Genomic DNA, 14513 nt, shown 5'->3' with positions numbered 1-14513 from the left:
ATTAATACTATCTTTAGTGCCATAAAACATTATCTCTTGAAAAATTTAAAATTTCCAACAGCACAAACAATTTTACTTATAATTGCTGGTTTAGTAGCTTTACTTACCTGGATTATTCCCGCAGGAAAGTACGATACACTCACTTATAATAAAGCAGGTAATAGCTTTACTAAAACCCATTTAGAAATAACAGAAACGCTACCAGCTACACAAGAAACTCTAAAAACATTAAATATAAATATTCCTATAGAAAAATTTACCGAAGGTGATATTTGGAAGCCCATTTCTATTCCTAATACCTATCAGGTTGTTGAAGCTAAACCACAAAGTTTAGTAGCATTTTTTCAATCACCCATAAAAGGAATAATAGAAGCCTCTGATATAATTTTTCTTGTATTAATAATTGGTGGATTAATTGGGATTATGAATTATACTGGCGCTTTCGATGCTGGAATATCCTGGTTGGCAGTGGCACTTAAAGGTCATGAATATATTTTAATAATATTAGTAACAACCCTTATTGCTTTGGGAGGAACCACATTTGGTTTAGCCGAAGAAACCATAGCCTTCTATCCTATTTTAATTCCCATGTTTTTAGCTGCAAAATATGATGCAATGGTGCCACTAGCTACTATCTATTTAGGGTCATCTATTGGAACTATGTTTTCAACTGTTAATCCATTTAGTACCATAATAGCGTCTGATGCAGCTGGAATTAACTGGACAACTGGATTAACTGGTCGGGTAATAACATTAATTATAGGTGTTATAATTTGTATTGTCTACATTTTAAGATATGCAAATAAGGTAAAAAAGGATCCTACTAAATCCATTATTTATAGTCAAAAAGAAGAAATTGAATCCCATTTCGGAACTAAAACTGATAATATAACAAAACTAACCACAAGGCTTCGTTTAACACTTATAGTATTTACACTTTGTTTTATAGTTATGATTTATGGTGTATCTCAATTAGAATGGTGGTTTGTAGAAATGACAACCGTTTTCTTTGTTGGTGCTATTTTAATAGGCATTATTGGAAAAATTCAAGAAACTGTTTTTGTAGAAACCTTTGTTAAAGGCGCATCAGACTTACTTGGCGTAGCTTTAATTATTGGAATTGCGCGTGGTGTATCTGTATTAATGAATGATGGTTTAATTAGCGACACCATGCTTTATCATGCAAGTACAGCAACCGAAGGTATGAATAAGGGCGTATTTGCAAACGCTATGTTATTTATTTATAGTGGCCTTTCATTTTTCATTCCTAGTTCTTCTGGAATGGCTGTTTTAACTATGCCTATTATGTCTCCGTTGGCTGATACGGTTGGTTTTGGTCGTGAAATTATTGTTAACTGTTACCAATATGGTATGGGTTTATTTGCTTTTATAAATCCTACTGGATTAATTCTAGCATCTCTAGCTATTGTAAAAGTTGGTTATAACAAATGGCTAAAATTTGTATTACCACTTTTACTAATATTAACTATTTTTACTATGATTATTATTACACTTCAAGTGTACCTATAATCTTAAAAAAAGTTATTGTGTTTTATCAGTATTTAAAAATTCAATGATTTTTGTGTTTACCATATCGGCTTGGTCAACTGTTAAAAAATGTCCAGCTTTTTCAATGATTTCGCCTTGACCCTTTGGAATTAATGTTTTGGCCATCTGAATTGTTTTGCTATTATTAATGACATCATCATCGCCGATTAAAACGAGAACTGGCATTTTCAATGACTGAAAATCTCGTTTAGAAAACGGTTTCATATCAAAGAAAAATTTATTAATAGAATCATTGGCTTCCGATTTGTAGTACTGATTTAAATACGTCTTATCAATATTACCTACATTGCTTGACATAGACTTTAAGCTCTGTTCAATTTGTTTTTCTTCAGAAGAAAAAAGAGCTATTATATTTTTTAATAAATCGGTACTCGGCCTAATCCAAATAAATGTTTGTGCAGGACTTAACAACACCATTTTCTTAATACGTTCCTGATTTTGCAAGGCAATTTTCATAGAAATCCATCCACCTCTTGAAGCACCAACAAGCGTAAATTCTTTGAGTTTGAGTTTATCAAAAATTTCATTGTACCAAATAGCAATTTGCTCCACATCATCAAACGTACCTGTCTTAAAGGATTTTCCTGGTTCTAAAATAAAATCGATTGCAAATAACCTATGTGCGTTTGATAGTGCTTTAGCATTAGGATACCACATAGTGGAACTTGCATTCATACCGTGTAATAAAACCAAAGGCTCTCCATTGGTTGGACCACTTACTACTACATGAGCGGTACCAAAACTGGTAGGAATATATAATTCTTCAACTGGAATATCCCATAATTTTAAAGATGCATCATAGGCTTCAAAATAGGGTTTAAGTTTTTCATTTGGTTGTGTAATATAATCTGGTTGTTCAGTATATTTTAAATAATCTGGTTTACAAGATGTAAACACAATAATTAAAGTAAGTAGCAATGAATTTTTTAAGAATTTCATAAATTAATTTTGTAATTCCTCAAATCTACATAATAATAGAGTGAACTTATACTTTTATGTTTGGATAAGTTTTAAAACTTAATACGTATTTTTGTTAATCTAAAAAAAGTTATCCCTTTTCATAAGGACAATTTATGATACATATCCACAAAAAAACGCTCCAAGACCTTGAGTTTTCAACAATTTTACAACAAGTAAGTGAGTTGTGTGTAACAGCTTTAGGACATGAAGCAACCTTACAGATTTCCCCTTTAAGAGACAAAGAAACGGCTGTAAAATCATTACAACTAACCAATGAATATTTGGCTTCGTTATTAAATGAAAATCGTATTCCTAATCATGGCTTTGAAACCATTACCAAGGAATTAAAGCTATTAAAAATAGAAAACACCTATTTAGAAACGCACAGTCTGAAAAAAATAGTATCTATTTCTATTACGGCTAATGATATTATTTTATTCTTAAAAAAATTTCAAGAGTATTATAACAATTTATATGACTATGCTTCAGACATTGAAGTAACTAAAGTTTTAATTGAAGAAGTTGATAGTATTGTAGACCGATTTGGTGATGTAAAGGATCACGCTACACCACTTCTAGAAGAGTTAAGACAAGGGATAAATAAGATTAAAGGAAAAATTAATCAAAGCTTTTCATCGGCATTACACACCTATCATCAATTAGAGTATTTAGATGATATTAGAGAAACTGTGGTAGATAATAGGCGTGTTTTGGCTGTTAAAGCCATGTACAGACGAAAGGTAAAAGGTGCCATTATGGGTGGTAGTAAAACAGGGAGTATTGTTTATATCGAGCCTGAAACCACATTACAATATACCCGAGAACTGAACAATCTAGAATATGAAGAAAATGAAGAAGTTATTCGAATTTTAAAATCGCTAACCAATTTTATTCGGCCATTTTTACGACTACTAAATCAGTATCAAGCATTTTTAACGGAAATGGATGTTATTTCTGCCAAAGCAAAATATGCGAAATCCATGGACGCTATTTTGCCTGAAATAAATGATAATCGCGAACTCTATTTACGCGATGCGTTACACCCTTTATTGTATTTAAGCAATAAGAAAAAAAACGAAAAAACCTATCCGCAGTCTATTAAATTAACACAGGAAAACCGAATAATTGTTATTTCTGGACCGAATGCTGGTGGTAAAAGTATTACATTAAAAACGGTAGGTTTACTTCAAATTATGCTACAATCTGGATTTTTAATTCCGGTTCATGAGCGCAGCCATGTGTTTTTATTCGATAGAATTATAACAGATATAGGTGATAATCAATCTATAGAAAATCATTTAAGCACCTACAGTTACCGCTTAAAGCAAATGAACTATTTTTTGAAGAAATGTAATAAAAACACCTTATTTCTTATTGATGAATTTGGAACAGGGTCAGATCCAGAACTTGGAGGTGCATTAGCCGAAACCTTTTTGGAAGAATTTTACCATCGTGAAGCCTTCGGAATCATTACAACCCACTACTCCAATCTTAAAATTTTAGCCAACGAATTACCGTATATGCAAAATGCCAATATGATGTTTGACGAAAAAACATTAGAACCTATTTACAAGTTGGCATTAGGGCAAGCCGGAAGTTCTTTTACTTTTGAAGTCGCACAAAAAAACGGGATTCCCTATAGTTTAATTAACCGTGCCAAAAAGAAAATTGAAAAAGGCAAAGTGCGATTTGATAGAACGATAGCAAAACTTCAAAAAGAGCGTTCCAAATTAGAAAAAACGGAACAATCCTTAAAAGAAAACGAACGTAAAAAGCAGACAGAAGCTGAAAAATTAGAAGAAATAAATATTAAAATTCAGAAAAAACTAGAAAGCTACCAAGAATTATATGATAGCAATCAGCGACTTATTTATTTAGGTCAGAAAATTGATGACTTATCAGAAAAATACTTTAATAATAAACAAAAACGGGAACTCATGAATGAGTTGTTTAAGCTGGTTCAAATAGAAAATTCGAAGCGTAAAAAAACAACCGTTAAAAAACAAAAAGCTGAAAAAGCTAAAGTTGAAAAAGTAAAACAAGAAGCCGAAAAAACCGTTGCTGTTATTCGTAAAAAGAAAAAAATAGCTAAAGAAAAAGAGAAAAATAAACCTGTTCCGCCACCTCCTATTTTAAAAGTTGGCGATCGTGTTAGAATGCAAGACGGCCGAGCTGTAGGAAGTATTGATAGTATTGAAAAAAATAAAGCCATTGTTAATTATGGTATGTTTACAACAAATGTAAGCTTGGAGCAGTTAGAATTGGTTGAAGCCATTAAAAAGTAAGAATTTAATGTGCTACTGTAAATGTTTTATTCCCTGATAATTAATTCTTCCGTATTTTTGTAATATGACACACGAATTACCAGATAATAAACAATTAATTCTCTTTGATGGTGTTTGCAACTTATGCAACAATGCCATTAATTATGTAATAAAACATGATAAGCATGATGTTTTTGTTTTCGCGCCTTTGCAAAGTGAAATAGGTAAACAAATTATTAATGCGTACCATATAGATGTCAGTAAAATGGATTCTATTTTGTTGTATTCTTCAAAGAAAGGAATCGCATACAAATCAACAGCAGCTTTAAAAATTGCATCGCATTTAGGATTTCCGCAAAATATGCTCATAATATTTTTCATTGTTCCAGCATTTATTAGAAACTGGGTCTATGATTATATTGCGAAAAATCGCTACAGGTGGTTTGGTAAAAAAGATGCCTGTATGATTCCTACAAAAGAATTAAAAGCAAAATTTATGAATTAACTGATTTATTATTTTTTTATTATACTTTTGACTATTATGAAACATCTATTAACATCTATTTTCCTTTTAACGTTTTTTGCGGTTTCTTTCCAATCATATGCACAAATAGATGATGAATATTCAAACCTAACTACCAACAAAAATGAATTTTCACTTGAGTTGTTACAGTTAATCAATGGTGTATATCAAATTTCATATGAACGTAGTTTTTTTAATGACTTTTCGGCCTCACTAGCATTGGGCTATAAAGGAAAAGAGGGCTTAATAGGTTTTTCTGGAATAGACAAGCCCAAATTAACAACAGGTGATGTTTTTTATACTGGATTTCAAATCATTCCAGAAATTAGATATTATTTACCACAAACATCTAAAAAGGCTTTAACAGGTTTTTATCTTGGAGCGTATTTAAAATACTCCAATTATAAATCGGAGTTATCGGGTTCTTATACTTCCAGCGGAGTTACTTACGATTTAGAATTTGATATGAAACTTGACATTACCTCAATCGGATTAATGGTTGGTTATAAATTACCAATTACCAAACATTTGAATATAGATTTTATGATTGCTGGGCCAGGATCTGGAAATTACAATTTTAAACTTATCAATAAAAAAGACTTACCTGAAGAATTTTATGATGACTTAAATCAAGCATTGGAAGATTATAGTATATTAGATTTTATAAATGGAGACTTCAGGTTTTCCGAAGTTAACAGAAGGTCACAATTTAATGCCTTTTCATTTAGATACGGAATTGCATTAGGCTATACATTTTAACACAAATTAATAATTAAAACAAAAACTATGAAAAACTCACTAAAACTAACGGCCATTTTGTTAATGGTAATCACCTCCAGCTGTTCTGGAATAAAGGTATTAGATGCCTGGAAATCAGATTCAGCTGCAAATATTACTGATAATAATATCTTGGTTATTTCAAGAACAGATAATAAACAAGCTCGCATTGCTTTCGAACAGGAAATAGCTAAACAATTACGAGCAGAAGGCATGAAAGCTACCGAAAGTTTTAAAGAAATGCCAAACTTTAATCATGATGAAAAACTCACTGAAGCTCAACAGAAAAATTTTAAAGAATTTTTAGAAAATGAAGGTTATGATGCTGTAATTGTAACAGTTGTTAAAGACTACCAAGAACGTACAGAAACAACTCAAGATGGTGGTTACTATGCAGGTGCAAGCTATATGCCAGCTTATTATCCTGGTTATTATGGTGGTTTTTATGGCTATTATGGGAATCCGTTTTCATATTCAACCTACGGAAGTTACGTACCTATGAGCTCCACAACTCAAGTGGTAAAAACGTATATCGTTGAAACAGTGGCATACGATTTAACTCAAGAAGACGGTAAGCAACTAGCAGCTGTTGTTACTACAAAAATTGATGACCCACAGAATGTAACCAAAAATGCGGTAGAATACACAGAAAAAATTACAAAAGCCTTAACGGACAAGTAATTTTTATTTTTTTATAAAATTTTAAAAGCCTTGAATTTTCAAGGCTTTTTTCTGTTTTACATTGAAAAGATTCCTGAAAGATACCTTTTGTTAGTTTATAAAATAAAGGTCCTGATGTTTATCAAGACCTTTATTTAAACTAACCTAAAATTAAACTTAAAAAAAACTAAACTATCATGTCATGATATACATCACGGTTATGATGGTTTAAAAGTAGTTAATCAGGCTAAACCCAATAACATAATATCGATAAAACGAAATTATATTTGTTGAATAAAAAAAAAGTGCAAATAGTCTCTATGAAATGCACACCTGTTAAAATAAATATTTTATAAATTGAAAATCAACAACTTAAACAAAGATTAAGATAATTTAATTTGTAATTAGCAATAGTTCTAGATGATTAACTTATATTTAAAGAGATAGAAAAAGCTGTTAAACCGATTAAATGAACAACAAATTTATGCCTGTAATTTGGCAAATTTCAGCCTTACATTTAACTAATAATCGCACACAAATTCGTGGTGTTATATTAAAAAATACACCTGCAAATTTTACAAATTCTAAAGGTTTTATAATTAATTTATTAAAAGTAATACAATCGTATTTTATTAAAGCATGTGCTCATCAATCTATAACTGTAGAGTCCAATGGCGTAACATATCATACCGAAACAGATGGTAGTGGTAGTTTTCAAATAATAACCAATCAGCATCATAAAGGTTCTATTTTGATTAAGATAGCAAATGCTACAAGGCCATTACGTATAGAACAAGATTATCCTATTATTTTTTCAAATTTAAAAAGTGAAATTGATGTTATTTCAGATATTGATGATACCATAATTGTTTCCAATACAGCTAACTTTTTCAAGCGTATTATAACTCTAGCATTTCAAACACCACAAAAACGCCAAGTTATTGCTTATACTCAAAATTTATTAGAGAGTTTCCGTAATAGAGGCGCAAACTTTTATTTTGTCTCTAAAAGTGAAAGCAATCTATTTGGACTTATTTGTACATTTATAAAACACAACAAATTACCAAAAGGAACCTTATATCTTACGCCTCACTTAAAATTTTTACAGCTTTTTAATTCAAAAAAACCAAGTAACTTTAAAATTAATCACATTAAATTTATAATTGAAAATGCTCCTTTGAAAAAATATATTTTATTAGGTGACGATACCCAAAGAGATATGGAAATATATGCTGAAACTGTTCGGTCTTTTCCAGATAGCGTTTTGAAAATTTACATTAGAAAAACTAGTAATCGTGAACCCTCATTAAGTCAAAAAAAAATGATGACTATTTTATTAGATTCAGGTGTTCCAGTTACATATTTTAAATCGGCAGATATTTTTGATATGAATGATATTCTAAAAATTTAAGTGAAATGAAGTTACTTTTTATTGTTAATCCTATTTCGGGTGGTTTAGATAAAGACCCTTTTTTAAAAGAAGCAGGTAAAATTTGTTTTGAGTATGGTGTGGATTATAAATTTTTTAAAACCACTGGGAAACATGACGAAATTCATTTACAAAAACTATTAGACGCGTTTCAACCTGATCGTGTCGCTTCTATTGGAGGAGATGGCACCACCCTGTTTTCAGCTAAAGTACTGATAGACACTCATATTCCATTAGGAATTATTCCATTTGGTTCGGCAAATGGATTGGCTATGGAACTTTCGGTAAATACCAACAAAAAATTAGCGTTAATAGATATTATTACGTCTGAACTTATAGGTAATTTAGACATGATTTTAGTAAATAATAAATACCACGCTATTCATATTGGTGATGTAGGCGTTAATGCACAAATAGTTGAAGGATATGATAGTGATGAAAATCGTGGCATGATAACCTATGCAAAATATTTTATTGAACAATTACAAAAAAGTAAACCATTTTCCATAGAAATTGAGGCAAATAATGAAACCATACAAACAGAAGGTGTTATGGTTGCTATTTGTAATGGTCGGAAATATGGAACTGGAGTTCCTGTAAATATCCATGGAAACCCAATGGATGGTAAGTTTGAAATTGTTATCATTTCTAAAATGGAGGTTAAATCTATTCTTAAAGCTGGCTTATCTAAATTTGATGAAACTTTTTTCGATTCCGAAAATTCACACATCATAAAAACGGAAGATGCAGAAATTCGTTTCAATAAAAAGCGTCTTTTGCAATTAGATGGTGAAGTTATAGGGGAATTTAAAGACCTTCAAGTTAAAATATTACCTGGAGCTATTAAATTAATTACAACCTCTAAAAATGTATATGTATAGAGCTTTGTGCTATAGCTTACTAATTTATAATATTATAAAAATACGTGCTAAAAAAACTAAATAAAACAGACCTTAAAGATTTTCTAGATGAAAAAGTCGAACAATACAATACTCGAGAATTTCTTGAAACAGACCCTATTAAAATTCCACATACCTTCTATAAAAAAGAAGATATAGAAATTTCTGCCTTTTTAACAGCCACTATTGCTTGGGGCAATAGAAAAAGCATTATTAATAATGCGCAGCGTATGATGGATATGCTAGACCATGAGCCGTATCAGTTTATTATGAATCATCAAGAATCGGATTTAAAAGCTTTGGAGCCGTTTGTTCATAGAACGTTTAATGGTTTAGATTTTATTACTTTCATATACGGTTTGCGCCATATTTACAACAAACACAAGGGGTTAGAAGCCGTTTTTGAACACCATGCAGAAGCGTTAAGTCTTCAACCCGCTATTCATCATTTTAAAAAAATCTTTTTTGAAATTGAACATTTACCCAGAACACAAAAACATATTTCAGATCCTTTAAAAAATTCAGCCGCCAAACGCATTAATATGTTTTTACGTTGGATGGTAAGACCTGAAAATACAGGTGTAGACTTCGGAATTTGGCAATCACTTCACACCAAACAATTATCCTGTCCTTTGGATGTCCACTCTGGAAATGTGGCAAGAAAACTAGGTTTATTAACCAGAAAACAAAACGATGCTAAAGCCTTATTAGAACTAGACACCAACCTTCGAAAATTAGATGCAAATGATCCTGTAAAATATGATTTTGCCCTTTTTGGATTAGGCGTTTTTGAAAGCTTCTAACTTAATTCAGTATCTTTAAATATAATATTAACACAACTCTTTTTTATGAAAAAACTACTTTTATTTTTTAGTGTTTTATCGTTTATTTCTGTTCAATCTCAAAATAGAAAAATTCCAGCAGACACCATGGTGGTTACAAACCACAGTACAACCATTAACGGTGTTGGTTTAAATTACTCGGCAACAACAGGTACACAACCTGTTTGGAATTCAGATGGTGAGCCTATTGCTACTTTATTTTATACGTATTACCAGCGTAGTAATGTGAAAGATAAAGCTAACAGACCGTTAGTTATTTCATTTAATGGAGGACCAGGATCTGCTTCTGTTTGGATGCATGTTGCTTATACAGGTCCACAAATTTTAAAAATTGATGATGAGGGATATCCTATACAGCCGTATGGTATAAAAAGTAATCCATTTTCTATTTTAGATGTGGCTGATATTATTTTCGTAAATCCAGTAAATACTGGTTATTCTAGAATGATAGCTGATAAAGATGGCAAATTACCAGACCGAAAAAACTTTTTTGGCATTAACGCAGACATTAGTTATTTGGCTGAATGGATAAATACCTTTGTAACACGACATAATCGTTGGGAATCACCAAAATATCTAATAGGAGAAAGTTATGGTGGTCCTCGTGTTATGGGTTTAGCTGAAGAATTACAGAATTCGCAATGGATGTATTTAAATGGTGTTATTTTAGTATCGCCAGCCGATTATAAAATCTACTCTACCGACCAACCTATTTATTCTGCATTAAATTTACCATATTTTACAGCAGCTGCATGGCACCAAAAGGCATTATCACCTAGTCTTCAACAAAAAGATTTATCAGAGATATTACCAGAGGTTGAAACCTATGCCATTAATACTCTTATGCCTGCTATAGCGAAAGGCGGTTTTATTTCTGAAGTTGAAAGAGATAATGTAGCTGAAAAAATGAGCTTATATTCGGGCTTAAGTAAATCATCAATTCTAGATCATAATTTAAATATACCAACTAGTTTTTTCTGGAAGGAATTATTACGCGATCGTGGATATACTATAGGAAGATTGGATTCACGTTATTTGGGTATTGATAAAATGGCTGCTGGAAATTCGCCGGACTATAATGCAGAATTATCATCTTGGTTGCATTCCTTTACGCCTGCTATTAATTATTATTTGCGTGAGCATTTAGATTTTAAAACAGATATAAAATATAATATGTTTGGTGATGTACATCCATGGGATAGACAAAATGATAATACCAGAGACCGATTACGTCAAGCTATGGCGCAAAACCCCTATTTAAAAGTATTGGTGCAATCTGGTTATTATGATGGAGCTACAACCTATTTTGCTGCTAAATATACGGTTGGACAATTGGATCCTTCTGGCACTATGAAAGATCGGTTTACGTTTAAAGCATATAGAAGTGGCCATATGATGTATTTGCGTAAAGAAGATTTAAAAGCTGCTAACGACGATATTCGTATGTTTATTAAAAACTCTTTAGCGAATGGTAAATCGGCTAAATATTAGTTTTACTTTTTATTAAAATCTTAAAATAAAAAACACCTGGTGATTTGTTTCATCAGGTGTTTTTTTTATTACTAAATAATTAAATTACCCTTTTAACCACGCATTACGTAATTCTTTTTGAGCATCTGTTGCATTTGCCTTGGCGTGTAAACTATTACCTTTAGTATATGTAGGTGTTAATGTAGTTTTGATAATGATATCTTTTCCGTCACGACTTAAAACAACGTTAATATCTTGACCTTCTTTCCAACCAAATACATCTTGGAATACCTTATTTGCATTTTGTAAGGAAACAGGTGTTCCGTCTATAGATTTAATGACATCATTTGGCATAGCACCTTGTTCTTTCCAGAAACTATTTCCTAGAACATTTTCTGTGAAAAAGATAGTACCTTCACCTTGATTAGCAGAAACAATCAATGCGCCATTCCCTTGAATATAATTTGTTTTTACTTGGCCTTCACCAATCTCTAAACCTACTTTTTCAAAAAATACATTATAATCAATTGGCACATCACCAATCACGTGATTATCAAAAAATGTACGCAAAGTTGGGTAGGTCATTGCAACAATCTCGTCTATAATTTTATCATCATCAAACGGCTTATTTTTACCGTATTTCATTGATAATTCTTTCATAAGCGATAAAATTCCACGTTTACCATCACTACCTTCACGAATTAAAATATCTAAACACATTCCTATTAAAGCTCCTTTTTGATATACGTTATAGTACTGATTAGAATAAGGTTCATCAAGAACGTTTTCACTCATGATAGTAAAACTCATGGCATCATTCATGCCTTTTGCAGCACCAATTTTATCCATTATTTTCTTGTAAAAATCGTCTTCTGACACCAAACCTTGATCCACTTGAAAAAGGGTTGCAAAGTATTCTGTTACACCTTCGTACATCCATAAATGCTTTGAAAATGTAGGCTCATAATAATCAAAATAGTGAATGTCTTCAGAATGGACACTTAAAGGTGTAACAATATGAAAAAACTCATGCGATACAATATCAATCATACTTTTGTCCAATGCACTTTGAGGCATAGATTCTGGCATAACAACCACTGTTGAAGTATGGTGCTCTAATGCACCAAATCCTTTTGGAGAATCTGCTTTGCCGTCCGATAAATACACATAAATGTCATAGCGAGGCGTGCTATTTATGTCTCCTAAATAGGTTTTTTGTGCTAACATCATTTTTTGCATAGCCTCTTTCATTCCAGCAGCTGTATGAATTCCGTTTGGTGAGTAAACACTTAATACAATTTTAATATCACCAACTTGAAATTCTTCAACATCCAATTTTCCATACATCATTGGATTATCTGTAATATCAAAATAACGAGGTGCAAAATAAGATGATGTTGTTACGTTACCATCAGCACTTGTTTTGGTATCTGCAATTTGCAAAGCTGACGTTCTAACAAAATCAGTAGGTGCAATTACATCTAATTTGTACTGACTGTTTTTTAATGACTCGAAATAACCAATAAAACCATGTAAATTCAATACGTAATTATTAGGTTCTATATTCGTTCCTGCTGGAGAAAACGGCACATCGCCACCTATTCCACCTACTTCTTCTTGATCGAAGGTATCATTAACCAAATAGGTCACATAATCTAATTGTTCTGCGTTAGCAATAGTCCAAGTATTCGTGTCTACTTTATTAGTTGGCATTGGATTGCCACTGTAATCAAAGGCCAGAAATGTATCTATATATTTCCCAAAATCACTAATAGAATAGGTTCCTTGAACTACTTTTGGAAGTCTGTATGTAACCGTTTCTACTGTAAATCGCCCAGGATTTATAGTTACCGGAACTTTATCATCAGAAACTTTGGTGATATCAATTACAGTTTCAATTGGGTTGCTAGTGGCTAAATCGTCACTACTTGTTTTTGAGGAAGAACCACAGGCTGCAAGCAATGTGGAAAAACCTATAATGGCTAGAGTTTTTTTCATTATTAAAAAATTAAGTTTTTTACTTGACGACCAAAAGTACAATGTGTTACACATTTTTACTATAACTTTTTGTTAAAATGAAGTTTAACTATATTCGCAATATGCCGAAACCTATCGTAAGTATTGTAACACCATTTAAAAACACGGAAAAATTTCTTTCTGAATGTTTGCAATCTATTTTAAAACAAACCTTTACCAATTGGGAATTGGTGATTGTAGATGATGGATCAACAGATGCTAGTTTTCATTTAGTTGATCAATTTGCTAATTTGGATAAACGCATCAAACTATACAAAAATCCGGGTTCAGGTATCATTTCAGCTTTGCAATTTGCTTTCACTAAAACGTCTGGGAATTTCATAACCCGAATGGATAGTGACGATATAATGACTTCGAATAAATTAGAAGTGTTACATGCCAATCTAATAAAATATGGCCAAGGACATATTGCCATTGGACAAGTAAAATATTTCAGAGAAGATGGTTTAAATGAGGGCTTTATTAGCTATGAAAACTGGTTAAATCAATTAACTGAAACAGGGACTAATTTTAGTGAAATTTATAAGGAATGTGTCATTCCTTCACCCTGTTGGATGGTTTATCGTGCTGATTTTATAGCATGTGATGGATTTAATCCGAACACCTATCCAGAAGATTATGATTTAGCATTTCGCTTTTATAAACATAATTTAACATGTATTCCATGTTCCGAAACCCTTCATTTATGGCGTGATTACAGTAGTAGAACTTCTAGAACGCATGAACATTATGCGCAAAATAATTTTCTAGAATTGAAAGTAAATTATTTTATTGAATTAGATTACCAAGCATCCAGACCGTTAGTAATTTGGGGAGCTGGAAGAAAAGGCAAAACCGTGGCTTGTTTATTACAAAATCAAAATATTCCGTTTTATTGGATTTGCGATAATCCAAAAAAAATAGGAAAGGACATTTACAATGTGACTTTACATGATGTAGATTATCTTAAATCGCTTAATAACCCACACTGTTTAATAACAGTTGCTAATAAAAACGAACAACAAATTATTAAAAATCAGTTGGAGAGATTAGGGTTAAAATTAGCTTCAGATTATTTCTTTTATTGTTAATTATTTAATTTTA

12 protein-coding genes are annotated in these 14513 nt (G+C 31.5%); 10 read left to right on the top strand and 2 right to left on the bottom strand.

The annotated features are described in order from the left end of the window. Positions 1-36: 36 nt before the first annotated feature. On the top strand, positions 37-1530 hold the full coding sequence (locus BM239_RS07415) for a YfcC family protein (RefSeq protein ID WP_092207050.1): 1494 nt from the start codon (positions 37-39) through the stop codon (positions 1528-1530). A 12-nt stretch (positions 1531-1542) separates the two neighbouring features. Here the strand turns inward: BM239_RS07415 and BM239_RS07410 are convergent, their stop codons facing one another. Further along, positions 1543-2508: an alpha/beta fold hydrolase gene (locus tag BM239_RS07410; protein WP_092207048.1), complete on the bottom strand. Its 966-nt coding sequence runs from the start codon at positions 2506-2508 to the stop codon at positions 1543-1545. Between the two features lie 134 nt (positions 2509-2642). Between BM239_RS07410 and BM239_RS07405 the strand changes: the two genes are divergently transcribed. From BM239_RS07405 to BM239_RS07370, 8 genes are all read left to right on the top strand, one after another. Continuing rightward, the gene (locus BM239_RS07405; protein WP_092207046.1) at positions 2643-4814 is read left to right on the top strand and encodes an endonuclease MutS2; all 2172 of its coding nucleotides are present in this window, start codon (positions 2643-2645) and stop codon (positions 4812-4814) included. A gap of 64 nt (positions 4815-4878) precedes the next feature. Further along, positions 4879-5298, top strand: a complete 420-nt coding sequence (locus tag BM239_RS07400; protein ID WP_092207044.1) for a thiol-disulfide oxidoreductase DCC family protein — start codon at positions 4879-4881, stop codon at positions 5296-5298. Between the two features lie 36 nt (positions 5299-5334). Next, positions 5335-6075, top strand: coding sequence for a DUF3575 domain-containing protein (locus BM239_RS07395; RefSeq protein WP_092207042.1), 741 nt, complete (start codon positions 5335-5337; stop codon positions 6073-6075). Positions 6076-6102: 27 nt separating this feature from the next. Further along, complete coding sequence (locus tag BM239_RS07390; protein WP_092207039.1) at positions 6103-6774, top strand: hypothetical protein; 672 nt, start codon at positions 6103-6105, stop codon at positions 6772-6774. Positions 6775-7222: 448 nt separating this feature from the next. After that, entirely contained in the window at positions 7223-8164 is a 942-nt protein-coding gene (locus BM239_RS07385) for a phosphatase domain-containing protein (protein WP_092207037.1), read from the top strand. A 5-nt stretch (positions 8165-8169) separates the two neighbouring features. Then, a complete protein-coding gene (locus BM239_RS07380; protein WP_092207035.1) occupies positions 8170-9063 on the top strand; it encodes a diacylglycerol/lipid kinase family protein in 894 nt (297 codons plus the stop codon). Positions 9064-9107: 44 nt separating this feature from the next. Beyond that, on the top strand, positions 9108-9884 hold the full coding sequence (locus BM239_RS07375) for a TIGR02757 family protein (RefSeq protein WP_092207033.1): 777 nt from the start codon (positions 9108-9110) through the stop codon (positions 9882-9884). Positions 9885-9929: 45 nt separating this feature from the next. Further along, the gene (locus BM239_RS07370) at positions 9930-11414 is read left to right on the top strand and encodes a S10 family peptidase (RefSeq protein ID WP_092207031.1); all 1485 of its coding nucleotides are present in this window, start codon (positions 9930-9932) and stop codon (positions 11412-11414) included. Between the two features lie 84 nt (positions 11415-11498). Here the strand turns inward: BM239_RS07370 and BM239_RS07365 are convergent, their stop codons facing one another. Further along, positions 11499-13391 (bottom strand): M61 family metallopeptidase, encoded by a 1893-nt coding sequence (locus BM239_RS07365; protein WP_092207029.1) that lies wholly within the window; start codon positions 13389-13391, stop codon positions 11499-11501. Between the two features lie 101 nt (positions 13392-13492). On the opposite strand from BM239_RS07365, the gene BM239_RS07360 reads away from it, so the two are divergent. Then, complete coding sequence (locus tag BM239_RS07360; RefSeq protein WP_177209000.1) at positions 13493-14500, top strand: glycosyltransferase family 2 protein; 1008 nt, start codon at positions 13493-13495, stop codon at positions 14498-14500. Positions 14501-14513 lie beyond the last annotated feature (13 nt).

The sequence above is a fragment of the Algorimicrobium echini genome (assembly GCF_900115185.1).
GTDB lineage: Bacteria > Bacteroidota > Bacteroidia > Flavobacteriales > Flavobacteriaceae > Algorimicrobium > Algorimicrobium echini.
This window is presented reverse-complemented; position numbering and strand designations above follow the sequence as displayed.

What these genes read in the sequence shown, in the direction of transcription:
- BM239_RS07410 (WP_092207048.1), bottom strand. Translation starts at nt 2,508, where the DNA reads ATGAAATTCTTAAAAAATTCATTGCTACTTACTTTAATTATTGTGTTT.
- BM239_RS07405 (WP_092207046.1), top strand. Translation starts at nt 2,643, where the DNA reads ATGATACATATCCACAAAAAAACGCTCCAAGACCTTGAGTTTTCAACA.
- BM239_RS07400 (WP_092207044.1), top strand. Translation starts at nt 4,879, where the DNA reads ATGACACACGAATTACCAGATAATAAACAATTAATTCTCTTTGATGGT.
- BM239_RS07395 (WP_092207042.1), top strand. Translation starts at nt 5,335, where the DNA reads ATGAAACATCTATTAACATCTATTTTCCTTTTAACGTTTTTTGCGGTT.
- BM239_RS07390 (WP_092207039.1), top strand. Translation starts at nt 6,103, where the DNA reads ATGAAAAACTCACTAAAACTAACGGCCATTTTGTTAATGGTAATCACC.
- BM239_RS07385 (WP_092207037.1), top strand. Translation starts at nt 7,223, where the DNA reads ATGAACAACAAATTTATGCCTGTAATTTGGCAAATTTCAGCCTTACAT.
- BM239_RS07380 (WP_092207035.1), top strand. Translation starts at nt 8,170, where the DNA reads ATGAAGTTACTTTTTATTGTTAATCCTATTTCGGGTGGTTTAGATAAA.
- BM239_RS07370 (WP_092207031.1), top strand. Translation starts at nt 9,930, where the DNA reads ATGAAAAAACTACTTTTATTTTTTAGTGTTTTATCGTTTATTTCTGTT.
- BM239_RS07365 (WP_092207029.1), bottom strand. Translation starts at nt 13,391, where the DNA reads ATGAAAAAAACTCTAGCCATTATAGGTTTTTCCACATTGCTTGCAGCC.
- BM239_RS07360 (WP_177209000.1), top strand. Translation starts at nt 13,493, where the DNA reads ATGCCGAAACCTATCGTAAGTATTGTAACACCATTTAAAAACACGGAA.